The sequence below is a fragment of the Cupriavidus sp. 10L43_2 genome, assembly GCF_056395265.1.
The window spans coordinates 150210-167384 of the sequence record NZ_JBFTJE010000011.1 but is presented as its reverse complement, the minus strand read 5'-3'; the positions used below and the strand labels follow the sequence as shown (position 1 = coordinate 167384).

Here is a 17175-nt window from a genome sequence, read left to right as displayed (position 1 = left end):
AGGCAATGTCAAAGCATGCAGTGGTTGCCGGGGTCGGCATGATCCCGTTCAAGAAGCCGGGCCAGAGCGAGTCGTACAGCGTGATGGGTGCCACGGCGGCGAAGCTGGCGCTCGAGGATGCGGGCCTGCCGTACGACAAGATCCAGCAGGCCTTCGTCGGCTACGTCTATGGCGATTCCACCTGCGGCCAGGCCGCGCTGTACAAGGTGGGCGTGACGGGCATTCCCATCGTCAACGTCAACAACAACTGCTCGACCGGCTCCAGCGCGCTGTTCCTGGCGCGCCAGGCCGTGGAGTCGGGCGCGGTGGAATGCGCGCTGGCGCTGGGCTTCGAATTCATGCAGCCGGGCGCGCTCAAGGGCAAGTGGGATGACCGCGAGGGTCCGCTCGATGGCTTCACCGCGATTGGCGGCCACCTGATCCAGGACGCCGTGGATGCCGGCGTACCGCGCGCGCTGACGCTGTTCGGCGGCGCCGGCCGCGAGCATATGGAGCAGTACGGCACCAAGCTGGAGACCTTCGCCCGAATCCGCGCCAAGGCCAGCCGTCACGCCGCCAACAACCCGCTCGCTGTGTTCCGCGACGTGGTGACGCCGGAAGACGTGATGAACGAGAAGGTGATGTGGCCGGGCGTGATGACGCGCTCGATGGCCTGCCCGCCGACGTGCGGCGCGGCCGCCGCCATCGTCTGTACCGAAGCGTTCGCGCGCAAGCACAACCTGCGTACCGACGTGCGCATCCTGGCGCAGTCGATGACCACCGACGTGCCGGACAGCTTCGCGCCGCCGTCGATGATCCGCCTGGTGGGCTTCCACATGGCGCAGAACGCCGCCAAGGCCGTCTACGAGCAGGCTGGCGTGAGCCCGTCCGATATCCAGGTCTGCGAGCTGCACGACTGCTTCGCGCACAACGAGCTGCTGACCTATGAGTCGCTCGGGTTCGCCAAGGTGGGCGAGGCCGAGAAGATGGTGATGGACGGCGACAACACCTACGGCGGCAAGGTCGTCACCAATCCGTCGGGCGGCCTGCTCTCCAAGGGCCATCCGCTGGGCGCGACGGGTCTCGCCCAGTGCTACGAACTGACCAACCAGCTGCGCGGCACGGCCGACAAGCGCCAGGTGGAGAACGTGCAGCTCGCGCTGCAGCACAACCTCGGCCTGGGCGGCGCCTGCGTGGTGACGCTCTACGGCCGCGGCTGAACCGTCCAATCGAAGAGGAGACAAGAACATGGCAGACAAGAGCATGATCGGGCTCGGCCTGGGCAAGGGCTCGATCGAGGTCGAGAAGGGGCGCCTGCGCTTCTTCGCCAAGGCCATCGGCGAGACCGATGCGATCTACACCGACGAAGCCGCCGCGCGGGATGCCGGGCATCCCACGCTGCCGGTGCCGCCGACCTTCCTGATGTGCCTGAACAGCGACGTCTCGGCAGGCGTGGACCGCATGGGCCTCCTGAAGCTGGACCTCGCGCGCATCCTGCACGCCGAGCAGGCGTTCGACTATCACCAGATGGCCTACGCCGGCGACACGCTGCATTTCGAAACCACCGTGACCGATGTGTACGACAAGAAGGGCGGCGCGCTGCACTTCGTGGTCAACACGACGCGTGTGACCAACCAACGTGGCGAGCACGTGGCCGACATGCGCGGCACGCTCGTGGAACGCCGTGGCTAAGGAGACAACGACCATGCAAGCCCCCCGTTTCAACGATGTGAAGGTTGGCGACCAACTCCCGCCGCTGGCCCTGCCGGCGATCAACCGCACCACGCTGGCGCTGTACTGCGGCGCCTCCGGTGACCACAACCCGATCCACATCGATCTCGACTTCGCCCGCAAGGCGCGCATGCCGGACGTGTTCGCGCACGGCATGCTCTCCGCCGCCTACCTGGGCCGCCTGCTGACCGGCTGGGTGCCGCAGACGCAGGTGCGCAATGTGGCCATCCGCTTCACCGGCATCACGCACCTGGGCAACCAGCCCACCTGCACCGGCGTGGTGACCGAGAAATTCGAGGCCGATGGCGAGCAGCGCGTGAAGGTGGCGCTGCGCTGCGCCAACCAGTATGGCGAGGACAAGCTGCTGGGCGAAGCCATCGTCGCCCTGAAGTAAGCCGGCTCCCCATCGCACCCCAGACGAATCGATACAGGAAGAACAGACATGAGCAAACTCGCAGGCAAGTCCGCCATCGTCACCGGCTCGGGCCGTGGCATTGGCCGTGAAGTGGCGCTGAAGCTGGCATCCGAAGGTGCCCGCGTGGTGGTGAACGACCTGGATGCCGATCCGGCCGCCGAAGTGGTGGAGCTGATCCGCGCGCAGGGTGGCGAAGCCGTGGCATGCGTCGGCAGCGTCACTGCTCCCGATTTCGCCGACCGCCTGGTCAAGACAGCCGTCGAGCACCACAAGGGCATCGACATCATCATCAACAATGCCGGCTACACCTGGGACAACGTCATCCAGAAGATGACCGATGAGCAGTGGTATGCCATCCTTGACTGCCACCTGACCGCGCCGTTCCGCATCCTGCGCGCCGCCCAGCCGGTGATCAGCGCGGCGGCCAAGGCCGAAGCGGCCGAGGGCCGCGAGGTGTTCCGCAAGATCGTCAATATCTCGTCCGGCGCGGCTGGCGGCAACCCGGGCCAGTCGAACTACTCGGCAGCCAAGGCCGGCATCCTGGGCATGACCAAGACCCTGGCCAAGGAATGGGGCCGCCTCAAGGTCAACGTGAACGCAGTGGCCTTCGGCCTGATCGAAACGCGCCTGACGCAGGCACTGGCCGGCGACCAGAGCAAGACCGTCACCATCGAAGGCCGCGAGATCAAGGTCGGTGTGCAGCAGGCGATGCTCGACGGCGTGAGCCGCATGACGCCGCTGGGCCGCGCCGGCAAGCCGGAAGAGGCCGCTGGCGCCGTGTACCTGTTCTGCACGCCGGAGTCGAACTTCCTGTCCGGGCAGGTCGTCTACTGCGGTGGTGGCCCCGGCGGCAATTTCTAAGCCCGGCTGCACCCGGAAAACCCCACAGAGCGGCCCGACAAGAGGCCGCTACCGCCCCTCTCGGTTGGTGACGGAGACACATCGCATGTACATGACACAATCGCTGCACAGATCGCTGCAGCAACGGCCGGACAAGACGGCCGTGCGTTTCCAGGGCCGCAGCCAGACCTATGCCGAACTTGCCGACCGCGTGGCGCGGCTGGCCGGCGCGCTGAAGAAGCTCGGCGTGACCGACGGCGAGCGCGTGGCGATGTTCTCGCTCAATTCGGCCCGCTATATCGAGTACTACATGGCCGTGCCGTGGGCCGGCGCGGCGCTCAATCCGGTGAACACGCGCTGGAGCGCGGCCGAGATCCTGTATTCGTTCAATGACTCGGGCACCGCCGTCCTGATCGTCGACGACCCCTTCACGGTCGTCGCCCGCAAGGTGGCCGCCGAATGCCCGACGTTGCGCCACGTCATCTACGCCGGCGACGGTGAGACGCCCGAGGGCATGCTGAACTACGAGGCACTGGTCGCCGACAGTGAGCCGGTGGAGGACGCCTACCGCCACGGCGACGACCTGGCCGGCATCTTCTACACGGGCGGCACCACGGGCTTCCCGAAGGGCGTGATGCTCAGCCACACGAACCTCGTTTCCTCGGCTTGCAACCAGCCGATGACGGGCACTTTCGACGAAACCATCGTGATGCTGCACGTCATGCCGATGTTCCACCTGGCGTGTTTCGCGGCGATCAACGCCGTCTTCCTGGTCGGTGGCACGCACGTGCCGATGACGGCTTTCGATCCGGGCCAGATGCTGGAGACCATTGCGCGCGACCGCGTGACCTCGGTGCTGCTGGCGCCGACCATGATCCAGATGGGGCTCGACTGGCGCGAACAGAATCCGCAGCGCTCGGCCGATCTCGACCTGTCGTCGCTCGGCCTGATCCGCTACGGCGCTTCGCCGATGACGCCCGCGCTGCTGGCCCGTACCCGGGCCGCGTTCCCGAACGCGCAGTTCGCGCAGGGCTATGGCATGACCGAATTGGCGCCGGTGGCCACGCTGCTCGGCCCCGAGTATCACAGTGAGGCCGCCCTGGCGAGCGGCAAGATGCACTCGGTGGGACGCCCCGCGCCGATGGTGGAAGTGAAGATCGTCGACCAGCAGGGCCGCGAGGTGCCGCGCGGCACGGTGGGGGAGATCGCCGTGCGCGGCCCCAACGTGATGCTCGGCTACTGGAACCAGCCGGAAGCGACCGCGGAGGCCGTGCGCAACGGCTGGATGCATACCGGCGACGGTGGCTACATGGACACGGACGGCTTCGTGTTCCTGGTCGACCGCATGAAGGACATGATCATCAGCGGTGGCGAGAACGTCTATTCCGCCGAGGTGGAGCGCGCGCTGGCGAGCCACCCGGCGGTGGCGCAAGTCGCCGTGATCGGCGTGCCGCACGAGAAGTGGGGCGAGTCCGTGCATGCGGTGGTGGTGCTGAAGGCGGGCGCGGAAGCCACGCTCGAGTCGATCCAGAACCATTGCCGGGAGCTGATCGCGGGGTACAAGATCCCGCGCAGCGCCGAGTTCGTCGACGGCCTGCCGCTGTCCAGCGTCGGCAAGGTGCTCAAGAACGAGCTGCGCAAACGCCACTGGAAGTCGTAGACGTCGATGGTCGCGTCTCCCTGCATCCTGCCCAAGATCGTGCCGCCGCGCCCCGCAAGCGACGCGATCTCGCGCGATCGGCTGATCGGCCGGCTGCAGGCCGCCAGCGACCGCAAGCTGGTGCTGCTCACGGGCGGCGCCGGCTTCGGCAAGACGACGCTGATGGCGCAGTGGCGCCAGCGGCTCGACAAGGCCGGCGCGCGCGTGGCCTGGCTCACGCTGGCCATGCAGGATGGCGCATTGCCGACGTTCCGCGCCATTCTGGCCGGGGCGCTCGGGCACGCGGGCCTCGCCATCGAGGCTGGCGAAGGCGGGGAGGGTGGGGAGGGCAGCGAGGCGTTGATCGCGTCGCTGCTGGAAGTGCTCGCGCGCACGCCGGCCGACCTGTACCTGATGATCGACGATTTCCATCATGTGCAGGACCCCGCCACGCTGACGCTGGTGCAGGCGTTGACCGACGCCATCCTGCCCGGCCTGCATCTGGTGATCGCCTCGCGCACCGTGCCTGCGTTGCGGCTCGGGCGCCTGCGGGCCATGGAAGAGTTCGTGGAAATCGACGGGGCCGAACTGACGTTCGACTTCGACGAGACGGCGGCTTTCCTGACGGCGCGTGCCGGCGTGCCGGCCAATGCCGAGGTGGCGCGGCAGGTGCACGAGATTACCGAAGGCTGGCCGGTGGGCGTACGGCTGGCGGGCCGCACGCGCGACGCCGCCTGCGATAGCGCCGGCGATATGCCGGCCCGCGTGGGCGACGGCGGCAACCTGGAGGCTTACCTGTCGGAGGAGGTCATCGACGAACTGCCGGCCGAGTTGCTCGACTTCATGCTGCATGTGTCGGTGCTGCGCAGCTTCCAGGCTGACCTCGCGGCATTCGTCACCAGCCGCGACGATGCCGCGACCCTGATCGACCAGATTCTGGGGCGCCACGTGTTCCTGCGGCGCGTGGACCGCCGCGACGATCTGGCGTGGTATCGCTTCCATCCGATGTTCGTCGCCTACCTGGACAAGCGCCGGGCGCAGGCGGGCATCGACCCGAAGCCACTGCACCGCCGCGCGGCGCTCTGGTTTGTGCAGCAGGGGCGGTTCGCCGACGCGATGCGCAGCGCCGCGCTCTGCGACGACCTGGAGCTTGCCACGCAGCTGGTCGATGGCGGGCTGCCGCCGGCGCATTCGCTGGCGCACCTCGGCGTGGTGGCGCGCTGGACCGAAAGCGTAGGCGGCAACCGCATGGCGGCCCATCCGCGCCTGTTGCGCATGGGCGCGTGGGCGTCCGCGCTGACCGCGCGCATGGACCTTGCCGAACGCTGGCTCACGCGTCTGGAGACCACGGCGGAAGCCGACGGCCTGGCCGAAGACCCCATCGAGCTGCGCCATCGGCTGCTGCTGCGCGCCGTGCTGGCCACCCATGGCGACGACGAGCCCAGCGCGCGCGCCGCCTTGCAGGGGCTGGATGCGATCCCGGCGCGGTCGCTGCCGGGTGGGCTGGAGGATGTTGAACTGGCGGTGCGCCTGCACTGGCTCTCGGCACAGGGCCACCATCTGGCGGCGCGCTGCCTGTACAGCGCCCCGGCGGCACGCGCCACGCGCACCGGCCGTGGCGAGCTGGCGCTGGTGGCGGCGGCCGCGGCGGCCAACGTGGCGATGCGCGAAGGCAACGCACTCGAGGCGGAGCGCATCGGCGCCGCCGCGCTGCGCCGCGCGCGGACCATCCACGGCAGCGGGGCGCTCTGCGCGACCCTTTGCGCCGGCGTGGTGGCGCAGGCATGGTTCGAACTCGACCGCCTGGACGAGGCGTACGCCGCGCTGGCGGCGTGCCGGGTGCGCCTGCGCGGGGCCTCGGCGGAACTGAAGGTGCGCGCCGCGCGCGTCTTCGGCCGCATCCAGGCCCTGCGCGAGGCCCCGCAGGATGCGCTCGCCTACTTCACGCGCGCGGAGGCGCATTTCCGGGCGACGGGCATGGATCGCGGCGTGGTGGCAATGGTCGCCGAACAGCAGCGGCTGGTGCTGTCTTATGGCGACCGCCGTCACGCGCAGGCCCTGCAGGCGGTGCTCGACGGCTACGCGGCACGGCATCCGGGCGATGGCATTCACGATGTGGAGATTGGCGCGACGGCGGCGTTGGGACGCGCGCGGCTGGCGCTGGCGCAGGACGCTCCGCAGGAGGCGCTGTCCGCGCTGGAGACGCTGCGACGGTTTGCTGCCGTGCGCGGGTGCGAGCGCCTGCAGGCCGTGGCCGACCTGCTACAAGCCCGCGCGCTTGAAGCGCTGGGCCGCAGCGCACAGGCCCAGGCTTGCGCGCAGTCGGCCGTGGCCACGTGCTACCGGCTAGGGCTCCATCGCACCTTGATCGAGGAGGGCGCCGGCCTGCACCCAATGCTGCTGCGCGCCGCCACGCATGGTGGCGCGGCGCTGGTCGACCATGTGCGCGCGCTGCTGGGCGAGTCGGGCGGTGTCTCGGCGCCAGCCATGGCCCCCGCGCCCGTTTCGACCGTTTCGACAGTTTCGACCGTTTCGACCGCTTTGCCCGCCTCACCCCCGCCGGCACCCGCCGCGCCGGTGCGCACCATCGCCGCCACGCCGGGACTCACCCGGCGCGAACAGGAGGTGCTTGCGCTGCTCGAACAGTCCATGTCGAACAAGCGGATTGCGCTGACGCTGAACATCAGCGTGCAGACGGTCAAGTGGAACCTCAAGAAGATCTTCGTCAAGCTGCAGGTGACCAGCCGCTACGAAGCCATCGTCGCGGCCCGCAAGCTCGCCACCTGCGAGCAGTGAGCCGGGCATCCTCGTTTCAAACACCCGAAGTCCAACCCTCAGGGAGACACAGCGCATGTATCAGCTCGACCATTTCTATATTGGCGGCCAATGGGTGGCGCCAGCGGCGGGCGCCGGCCGCTTCGACATCGTCAATCCGGCCACCGAGGCGGTGATTGGCCACGTGGCCATGGGCGGCGCGGCCGATGTCGATGCCGCCGTGGCGGCGGCCCGGGCGGCCTTCCCGGCCTGGTCGGCCACCACCCGCGAAGCCCGCGTGGACGTGCTGACGCGGCTGATCGCGCTGTACAAGACGCGCATGGACGATATCGCGCTGGCCATCCACCACGAGATTGGCGCGCCGCAATGGCTGTGCAAGGTCAAGCAGGCGCCGCTCGGCCTGCAGATGCTGGAGTCGGCGCTGGCCGCGCTGAAGGAAGCGGATTTCACGCGGCAGCTGGGCGGCACCGAGGTGGTCAGCGAGCCGATTGGCGTGGCCGCGCTGATCACGCCGTGGAACTGGCCGGTGACGACGATCGCCACCAAGGTGGGTTCGGCGCTGGCGGCGGGGTGCACAGTGGTGCTGAAGCCGTCGGAGCTGGCGCCGCTCGATGCGCGGATCTTCGCCGAGATCGTGCACGCAGCCGAGGTGCCGGCGGGGGTCTTCAATATGGTCTATGGCGATGGGCCGACGGTCGGCGCGGCGCTGTCGCGCCATCATGACGTCGATGTGATCTCGATTACAGGCTCCACGCGGGCCGGGATCGAGGTGGCGGCGGCTGCCGCCGGCACGGTCAAGCGCGTGCTCCAGGAGTTGGGCGGCAAGTCGGCCAACGTGATTCTGGACGATGCGGACCTGCGCGCGGCGGTCTCGGACGGCGTGATCAGCTGCATGATCAACTCCGGCCAGACCTGTGTGGCGCCTACGCGTATGCTGGTGCCGCGCCATCTGCACGAGCAGGTCGTGGCCATCGCGGGGGCCACGGTCGCCGCGCTGAAGGTGGGCGACCCGACGCAGCCCGACAGCAAGGTCGGTTCGATGGCCAACCGGGCCCAGTTCGAGAAGGTCCAGCGCCTGATCGGCATTGGCATCGAGGAGGGCGGGCAGGTGGTGGCGGGGGGTGTCGGCCGGCCCGAAGGGCTGGCGTCGGGCTATTTCGTGCGGCCGACCGTCTTCGCCAACGTCCGCAACGACGCCACCGTGGCGCGCGAGGAGATCTTCGGCCCGGTGCTGGCGATCATTCCTTATGACTCGGAGGAAGAGGCGATTGCCATCGCCAACGACACCGAATATGGGCTCGCCGCCTATGTCTGGTCGGGCGATCCGGCCCGGGCGCGCCGCGTGGCGGGACGTCTGCAGGCTGGCATGGTGCGGATCAACGGCGCCCAGCCGCACAGCGGCGCGCCATTCGGCGGATACAAACGGTCTGGCAATGGCCGCGAGTTCGGCAGCTACGGGCTGGCTGAATATATGGAAGTCAAGGCCATCGCGGCCTGACCGGCGCCTGCTCCGGGTCTGGCGCCGGCTGGCGTCGGGCCCGATCTGAGACAGGAGGCGCCGAAGATTTCTGTCCCGGCAATGCGCGTAGTCATTCCCGCGACATGGAATATGGGTATACGAGAACTAAAACAGATGCCCCGGGAAACGTTCCCAAAGCCATACATTATCAAGAGTGCAAAAAGCAGAAAGCCCCGCCAGTGGCGGGGCTTCCCAGGCAAGATATTGCCGGGCGCTTCAGGCGGTTATCAAACTGCCTGAATCTTCGTGGCCTGTTCGCCCTTCTGGCCCATTGCCTTGACGTAGCGGACCTTCTGGCCTTCCTTCAGCGACTTGAAGCCATTGCCTTCAATCGCCGAGAAATGCGCGAACAGGTCGTTGCCGCCTGCGTCCGGGGTGATGAAGCCGAAGCCCTTGGCGTCGTTGAACCACTTAACGGTACCGGTTTCCATATATCTTTCCAACCTTGAATTTCAGATGAGCGTAATCGCCCGACGAGGCATGATCTTCGCAACAGCCCGCGTCGAAAAATTCGTTAGAGGGCAGTGCGCATGCGAGGACCCATTCTGCCGGTTTTTTTTCGCGTGTCAATCGGACTAAGCCCCTAACGGTATTTCGGCATGCAAACAGCAGATATTAGAGTTTTCTACATCGAACACGGTTTTGTCTGACATCTCAACACCTTGGACGATGGTAAGACAGGGTTATCCGCATACCGAGTATCGATAGTCGGTACGAATTCGCGCGATTCCGTTCCGCCGGGCAGTTCGGTGGCCCCCTTCCCGCCATGGCGCCGAATGCTTCAAACTCCTGTACTCCATATGGACTATGGCATTTGGCGGAGGATGCCACGACAATTGCCGCCAATAGAAAACAACGTCGTCTGGACACCAGGCGGCGCGCGCCCAAGGCGCAATTTGAACGTAGAACGGGGATTTTCATGTCAATCGAGCCATAGCCTGGCCGACCGGACGTGCATGCGCGCGTCGCCAGGGTCGGCCTGCCTCGGTCCACATCGGCCCATATCCGGGCTGGACGGACTCCCGCCACAATTTTTCACAATCCATTCCCAGCGAATGCCCTAGCATCGCCCCTTGCCCGGCACATTAGGGAAAATCCCGTATCGATGGCCACGGGGACGGGCATCGCGCGGGCAGCGCCGCCAACGGCGCGCCCAAGGCATAACAGAAGAAGCGGATAACAGCCAGTGAAGCAAGTGCAACGTTCAATCCGGGGACTTTTCGGCCATGCCGGCGATGCCGGCCAGGCGCCGTCACGGGCCGCCGCCCCATGGCAACGCGCCATGGCGGTCGTGGCGGTGCTGGCGTCCGCGCTCGGCGTGGTGCTGGGCACGCTGACGCCTTCGACGGCGGTTCAGGCCCAGCCGGCGGCCGATCTGGCCCGGCCGGCCGCGCCCAACGTCGCCTTCCATTACGGCAGCAAGCCCCCCGTGGACGCCCTGCAGGCCTTCGACGTGGCCGTGGTGGAGCCCGACAGCGGCTTCGATCCGCGCCGCGTCTCCACGCCGCAGACGGCGTGGTTCGCCTACGTGAGCCTGGGCGAGGTGCTGCCCAGCCGGGCCTACTTCCCGGACATCCCCAAGAACTGGCTGGTGGGCAGCAACGACGCCTGGCAGGCACGCGTGGTCGACCAGGCCGCCGACGGCTGGCCGGCATTCTATGTCGACAAGGTCATCGCCCCGCTGTGGGAGCGCGGCTATCGCGGCTTCTTCCTCGATACGATGGATTCCTATCACCTCGTGGCCAAGACCGACGCCGAGCGCGCCCGGCAGGAAGCCGGCATGGTGCGTGTGATTCAGGCCATCAAGGCCCGCTACCCCGAGGCGCGGCTGTTGTTCAACCGGGGCTTCGAGATCCTGCCGCAGGTCCACAGCCTGGTCTACGGCGTGGTGTTCGAATCGCTGTTCCGGGGCTGGAACCAGGCGCAGGGCCGCTATACCGAGGTCAGCCAGCAGGACCGCGACTGGCTGCTGGCGCAGGCCCGCGTCATCCGCGAGCAGTACAAGCTGCCGGTCATTTCCATCGATTACTGCCCGCCGACCGGCCGCCGCTGCGCCCGTGACACCGCGCGCCGCATCCGCGCGCTCGGCATCACGCCGTACGTGACCGATTCCGGCTTGCAGACCGTGGGCGTCGGCCAGATCGAGGTCATGCCGCGCCGCGTGCTGGTGGTGCAGGAGAGCGAGCCCGGCGTGGCCATCGACAACACGGAAGGCGTGCGTTTCGTCTCCATGCCGATCAATTACCTGGGCTACCGGGTGGACTTCGCCGAGACGCGCGATCCGCTGCCCGAGATCGGCCCGGACCGCTATGCCGGCGTGGTGGTCTGGTCCAACGGCTATTTCACCCAGCAGCCCGGCCGTTTCCTGGCCTGGGTGGAAAAGCAGATCGCCCAGGGCGTGCCGGTGGTCTTCATGAACGGCTTCGGCGCTCCCGTGGCCGGCTCGCTGGCGCGTACGCTGGGGCTCAAGCCGGTGAAGGGGCGCGTTTCCGGGCCGGTGTCGATTGTGTCGAAGGACCCGATGGTGGGCTTCGAGATGCCGGTCGCCCCGGACCGCACGGAGGCCGTGCCGGTGCAGGTGCAGGACGGCGCCGCCAACACGCGGTCGCTGCTGCGCATGCGATCGGGCACGCTGACCTTCGACGCCGCTGCCATCACGCCATGGGGCGGATACGTCACAGGCCCATACGCGGTGCGCCAGAACGTGGCGACCGACCAGGACCGCTGGACCATCCAGCCGCTCCAGTTCCTGCGCGAGGCGCTGCGCCTGCCGCAGATGCCCGTCCCCGATTCCACGACGGAGAGTGGCCGCCGCCTGCTGACCATCCATATCGATGGCGACGGCTTTGCCTCCAAGGCCGAGATCCCCGGCGGCGGTTTTTCGGGCGAGGTGCTGTTCCGCGAGATCTTCGACAAATACCGCCTGCCGATGACGATGTCCGTGATCGAGGGCGAGGTGGGCAAGGCGGGCATGTACCCGAAGCTGACGGCGGAGCTGGAGCCGATCGCCCGCAAGATCTTCGCCCAGCCCTACGTGGAAGTGGCCAGCCACACCTATTCGCACCCGTTCGAATGGGGCCGCACCGTGCCCGGTCACGAGAACGACGCCCGGATCCAGGAGGGCGACGAGGCCTATCACCTGGCGATTCCCGGCTACAAGATGGACCTGAACCGCGAGATCGGCGGGTCGATCGACTATATCAACAAGGTGCTGGCGCCCCCGGGCAAGCCGGTGAAGATGGTGCTGTGGCCCGGCGACTGCCAGGCCCCGCCCGAGGCACTCAAGCTGACCGAGCAGGCCGGCGTGCTGAACATGAATGGTGGCGACACCATGATCACGCGCAGCAACCCGAGCTGGACCGCGATTGCGCCGCTGGGCATCCACAAGGCCGACAACACCTTCCAGGTCTTTGCGACCAACCAGAACGAGAACATCTACACCAACCTGTGGCACGGCCCGTACTACGGCTTCGAGCGCGTGATCGAGACCTACGAGCTGACCGAGAAGCCGTACCGCTTCAAGGCCGTGAACATCTACTACCACAGCTATTCGGGCACCAAGGTGGCGTCGCTGCGGGCGCTGCGCAAGGTCTATGACTACGTGCTCACGCAGCCGCTGCTGCCGATCCATTCCACCGACTATGTGCTCAAGGTCATCGACTGGCAGGGCATGGCCGTGGCGCGCGAGCTGGGCGAGGGCGCGAATGGTGAGAATGGTGAGATGGGCGCGCCGGCCGCCGGGGCCTGGGTGGTGCGGGGCGATGGCAACCTGCGCAACCTGCGCTGGAACGGCACGGGCGTGCCGGACGTGGCCACCGCGCGCGGCGTGACCGGCTCGTCGCCGGCGCCGGGCGGCGGCACCTATGTCCACCTCGATGGCGGCAATGCACGCTTTCAGATCGTGCCGGCCGCCACGCGCGCCGTGCCCGAGATCCCCGAGGCCAACGGCCTGGTGCGTGACTGGCAGCGCGACGGCCAGGTCACGCGCTTCCGTTTCAGCGGCTACTACAAGCCCTTCTTCCGGCTGGCCAACGCCGGCCAGTGCAGTGTGACGGTCGACGGCAAGCCCGTGGCCGGTGTGCGCGAGCGCAACACGCTGCGTATCGATACCCCCGCGGTGAATGATCCGATCCATGTCCAGCAACAAGTCGAAGTCCGCTGCGCCGGCTGAGCGCGAGCGGCTGTTGCCGCCCGCACTGGTCCTGACCTTCACCGCCATGGTGGGGGTGGGGCTGGCGCTGATGTTCCCGCGTGAAACGCTGCGCGAGCGCCTGCTCGGCCAGGGCCGCACCGTCGACGGCCTGACCGTGGCCTACCTCGAGGCGTGGTCGCGCGTGGCCCCCAACGACACCAGTTTCATGGGTGTGCTGGCGGAGCAGTACGCCCGCAGCGGCCGGCTCGATGACGCCGAGGCCATGCTCGCCCGCATGCAGGCGGTGCAGGGCGCGGACCTGAGCGGCCCGATCCTGCGCACCCGGATCGAGATCTCCCAGCAGCGCGCCTACGCGGCGCTGCCGGAGACGCCCGAGCGCGCGCGGCGGCTGGCGATGATGAACGACCTGCTGAAGGACGCCACCACGCCGGCGCAGATGCGCAAGTGGTCGCTCGCCGATCTGCAGGCGCTGGCCACGCAGTCGCGCCAGATCGGTGCGGCGGACCCGGCCGGCAAGCTGTTCCGCGAACTGGCCGTGCGTGACCCCGGCAACGCGGACTTCTACAACAAGCAGCTCGCCGGCATCGCGCTGGCCGGCGGCAACTATCGCGACTCCGCCCAGGCGCTGTTCGACGCCCAGGCGCGCGCCAAGAACCTGTACGAGCAGCGCACGCTGTTCCTGCAGGCGCTGCAGACGCTGCAATCGGGCAACCTGCTCGACGAGGCGCTGGCGGAAGCCGAGCGCCGCGGCGGCAAGCTGCTCGATGATGCCGAGGTGCTGCGCTACCTGACCAAGCTGGCGCTGGCGGCGGGCAAGCCCGAGGTGGCGGCGAAGTACGTGGAGCGGCTGCTGAAGCTGTCGGCCAACAAGCCGATGGGCGCGACGCTGCTCGCGCAGGCCCATCTGCGCCGTGTCTCCGACACCGAGCCGTGGCTGGCCCGCGAGGTGGTGTTCCTCGACGGCCCGCGCGGCGTGAAGCTGCGCGACAAGCTGGCGGCAGCCGGCGAACTTGGCGTGCGCCACGTGGCGGACACCGGCAATGTCTCGCAGGCCGACGCCCAGGCGGCGGCCAAGGCCGAAGTGGCGGCTGCGGCAGCCGAAGGCAAGGCGTTCAATGCCGACGACTACGATCTCGCCTATCGCGTGTTCCTGGCCGCCGGCAAGCTCGACCAGGCGCAGCGCGTGGCGCAGACCGCCGTGCAGAAGCTGCCGAACGAGCCGGTCTGGCGTGAGCGGCTGGCGCAGGTGGCCGAATGGAACCGCCAGCCGATGATCGCGCTGCAAAGCTGGCTCCAGTACGCCCAGGCCACCAACGACGAGCGCGCGTGGAACAACGTCATGCGGCTGGCCCCGGGCCTGTCCGACGACCGCGCCTATCTGGCGGCGCTGCGGCACCGCGCCGGCGACCTGAAGACCATCGACGAGGTGGTGGCTGCCTACGAGCGGCTGGGCGAGCCCGAGGCCGGCATGGCCTTCCTCGATTCCCTGAGCAGCGGCCCGCACGCCCGCGAGGTGATGGAGCGTAACGCGCAGCTGGCCGAGCGCGCAGGCCGCGACGGCCGTGCCTTCGAGCTGTACGGCCAGCTGCAACAGCGCTTCGGCCCCCGGCCCGAGTACGCGCTCAAGCGCGCCAATATGCTCTACGTGGGTGGCCGGCTGACGCAGGCCATGGACGCGATGCTGCCCGCGCGCGCCAAGGCCGGCCCGCGCGACCTGCTGTACTGGCGCACCTACACGGACCTCGCGCGGCTGACGCAGCGCGACGACCTGCTCGCGGACGGCTACCGCCAGATGATGATCGCGGTCAGCAACACGCACGACGACCATTGCATGACGATGCCGCCCGGCGCCGCGCGCAACGACTGTCTGGCCGAAGTGCGCGATACCGAGGAAGCCGATTTCTCGAACCTGATCCAGTACTACGACAAGACGCCGATCGATGCCGGCCGGATTGCCGAGGCCGGCTGGCGCAAGGGCGGCAAGCGCGAGCAGCTCGAACTGGCTATCTATTACTACACCCGCGCCCATGCCTACGTGCGCGTGGAGCGGCTGTTCGCCAGCCTGACGCCGGAGCAGAAGCGCGACGCCGAAGGATCGGCCACGTTCCTGATGCGCCGCGCCGAATACTGGCGCCTGACCGGCGACCGCGAGCACGCGCTGGCCGACCTGCGCCACGCGGTGGGCCAGCCCGATGCGGACAGCGAGACCTTCGCCGCGCTGCTGTGGGCGCTGGTCGACATGGGCACGGACAGCGAAGTGCGCGCCGTGATGCTGCGCCTGAAGCCCGAGGCCGAGGACGATCCCGGTCTCTGGGGCGCCTACGCCGCCGGCGCCATGCGCTTCCAGGACGGCCGCACGGCGCTGCACTACCTGCACAAGATCCAGATGGGCAAGAGCGCCGATCCGCTCTGGCTGGGCCTGCTGGCCGATGCGTACGAGGCCATTGGCCAGACGCAGATGGCGTGGCGCATCCGCAAGCAGGCGTGGATCGACCTTCACAAAGCGTGGTCGCCTGCCGGGCTGCAGGGTGCCGATGCACCGCAGGCCGGCGAGGAGGACGACGCGGCCACTGACCCCGAAGACGAGGAAAACGCGCAGGGCGCCCCGGCGCGCGCGGACCTGCGCCGCCAGACGGTGGCGCTGGGTCAGGTGTTCGCGTCGGGCGATGTCTCGCGCAGCCTCGTCATCGAAATGCTGCGCCGCGACCGCGCGGAAGTGGCTGCGCGCCGTCAGTCGCCGGGGGATCTGCCGTCGGTCACCGGTGCGTCGAAGCTAGGCGAGGTGCCGGGCCTGCCGCCGCTGGTGGTGGCGCCGCCGGCCGAACTGACCGAGCGCGAGCGCCGTCGCCAGAGCCTGATCTCGGCCGCCAGCCGCGAGGTGGCGCTAGCCTGGGCGATGTCGTCGGAGTCGAACGAGCTGGCCCGCGCGTGGCTGGCGCGGCAGTACGTCAAGACGCTCCAGCGGCCGGCGTACGCCGAAGTGTCGATCGCGCTCGACAACAACGACCTGAACGCGCTGGACCGCATCATGGAGCGCCAGGCGGGCCGCGTGCCCGTGGCGAGCCAGATCGAGGCCAATCGCCAGCTTGACCGCATCTCGGCCGCGCAGACCCAGGCGTTCGAGACCCAGGAGCTGGCCCGCACCGACGACACCCTGCAGGAGACCCTGCAGGATGCGCTGCTGTTCAACGCGCAGGCCATCGAGCCGCGCGTGACCTTCCAGCACCAGAAGCCGCTCGAATACTTCGAATACAGCCTGGGCGCCGGTGCCCGGCTGTGGGACGGCTACGCGGTGGGCCTGCGCGGCGTGTTCCGCGACCAGCGCAGCACCGATCCGACCCAGCTGGCCAACGTGCCGGCGGGCGACCGCCGCGCCGAGCTGACGCTGGACTACCGCGACTCGCAGAAGCGCTGGCTGGTAGGCGTGGGCCGCCGCGACGGCCTGGAGAGCTTCACCACCGCGCGCATGACCGGCCAGTGGAATCTGGAAAGCCGGGTGTCGTTCACGACGCTGGCCGGCTACAACCAGCAGGCCGACGAGTCGTCGCAACTGCGCGTGGGCGGCATGAAGGATGTGCTGGGCGCCGGCGCCACGTGGCGGCTGGGCCTGCGCGAGTTCATCAGCGGACGCTTCGAGTACAGCCATTTCTACGGCCAGGACCGCAGCGCGCTGGGCCATGGCCTGCTGTTCGACGTGGAGGCCGGCTACCGCATCCGCACGCAGTATCCGGACTACACGGTGCGCGCCGTGGCCACGCGCGGCATCTACACCCGCAACAGCGGCACGCTCACGCCGGCCCTGCAGCGGCTGATGCCGGCCGATGACGACGAGGCGAACACCGCGTTCTACATGCCGCAGAGCTTCACGCAGACCGGCGTGCTGTTCGGCTTCGGTACCGACCTGCTCGCCGAATACACGCGCAAGTGGCGGCCGTTCGCGGAGGTGGGGGCGCTGTACGACTCGCGCGCCGGCCACAACTTCCACGGGCAGGCAGGCCTGGCCGGGTCGGTGTTCGGCAACGACCACCTGGCGCTGTATATCTCGCACGACACCGCGGCCCGCACCAGCGGGACGCCGCTGACCGAGGTCGGCCTGCGCTATCGCTGGCTGTACTGACGATTGA

General features: G+C 68.3%; 10 protein-coding genes. 9 read left to right on the top strand and 1 reads right to left on the bottom strand.

Translation table 11 applies throughout. The annotated features are described in order from the left end of the window. Positions 1 to 5 precede the first annotated feature (5 nt). The 7 genes from AC1DEL_RS17135 to AC1DEL_RS17105 all read left to right on the top strand — a co-directional run bounded on the left by AC1DEL_RS17135 (position 6) and on the right by AC1DEL_RS17105 (position 8877). Positions 6 to 1199: a lipid-transfer protein gene (locus tag AC1DEL_RS17135; RefSeq protein WP_092297045.1), complete on the top strand. Its 1194-nt coding sequence runs from the start codon at positions 6 to 8 to the stop codon at positions 1197 to 1199. Positions 1200 to 1227: 28 nt separating this feature from the next. Further along, positions 1228 to 1671 carry a MaoC family dehydratase N-terminal domain-containing protein gene (locus tag AC1DEL_RS17130; protein ID WP_092297048.1) on the top strand — a complete coding sequence of 148 codons (444 nt, stop codon included), beginning with the start codon at positions 1228 to 1230 and terminating at the stop codon, positions 1669 to 1671. A gap of 13 nt (positions 1672 to 1684) precedes the next feature. After that, the gene (locus AC1DEL_RS17125) at positions 1685 to 2104 is read left to right on the top strand and encodes a MaoC family dehydratase (RefSeq protein WP_092297051.1); all 420 of its coding nucleotides are present in this window, start codon (positions 1685 to 1687) and stop codon (positions 2102 to 2104) included. A gap of 48 nt (positions 2105 to 2152) precedes the next feature. Then, complete coding sequence (locus AC1DEL_RS17120) at positions 2153 to 2986, top strand: SDR family NAD(P)-dependent oxidoreductase (RefSeq protein WP_441592874.1); 834 nt, start codon at positions 2153 to 2155, stop codon at positions 2984 to 2986. Positions 2987 to 3071: 85 nt separating this feature from the next. Continuing rightward, entirely contained in the window at positions 3072 to 4625 is a 1554-nt protein-coding gene (locus AC1DEL_RS17115) for a long-chain-fatty-acid--CoA ligase (protein WP_092297057.1), read from the top strand. Positions 4626 to 4631: 6 nt separating this feature from the next. Continuing rightward, complete coding sequence (locus AC1DEL_RS17110) at positions 4632 to 7400, top strand: helix-turn-helix transcriptional regulator (RefSeq protein ID WP_477126041.1); 2769 nt, start codon at positions 4632 to 4634, stop codon at positions 7398 to 7400. Positions 7401 to 7455: 55 nt separating this feature from the next. After that, a complete protein-coding gene (locus tag AC1DEL_RS17105; RefSeq protein WP_092297062.1) occupies positions 7456 to 8877 on the top strand; it encodes an aldehyde dehydrogenase family protein in 1422 nt (473 codons plus the stop codon). Between the two features lie 248 nt (positions 8878 to 9125). Here AC1DEL_RS17105 and AC1DEL_RS17100 read toward each other — a convergent pair whose 3' ends face one another. Then, positions 9126 to 9329, bottom strand: a complete 204-nt coding sequence (locus AC1DEL_RS17100) for a cold-shock protein (RefSeq protein ID WP_039009350.1) — start codon at positions 9327 to 9329, stop codon at positions 9126 to 9128. Positions 9330 to 10180: 851 nt separating this feature from the next. Between AC1DEL_RS17100 and AC1DEL_RS17095 the strand changes: the two genes are divergently transcribed. Together AC1DEL_RS17095 and AC1DEL_RS17090 are read left to right on the top strand one after the other, a co-directional pair. Next, positions 10181 to 13069 carry a bifunctional glycoside hydrolase/polysaccharide deacetylase family protein gene (locus tag AC1DEL_RS17095; RefSeq protein WP_477126048.1) on the top strand — a complete coding sequence of 963 codons (2889 nt, stop codon included), beginning with the start codon at positions 10181 to 10183 and terminating at the stop codon, positions 13067 to 13069. Then, the gene (locus AC1DEL_RS17090; RefSeq protein WP_477126040.1) at positions 13032 to 17168 is read left to right on the top strand and encodes a tetratricopeptide repeat protein; all 4137 of its coding nucleotides are present in this window, start codon (positions 13032 to 13034) and stop codon (positions 17166 to 17168) included. The genes AC1DEL_RS17095 and AC1DEL_RS17090 overlap by 38 nt, the downstream gene beginning before the upstream one ends. The last annotated feature ends 7 nt before the right edge of the window (positions 17169 to 17175 follow it).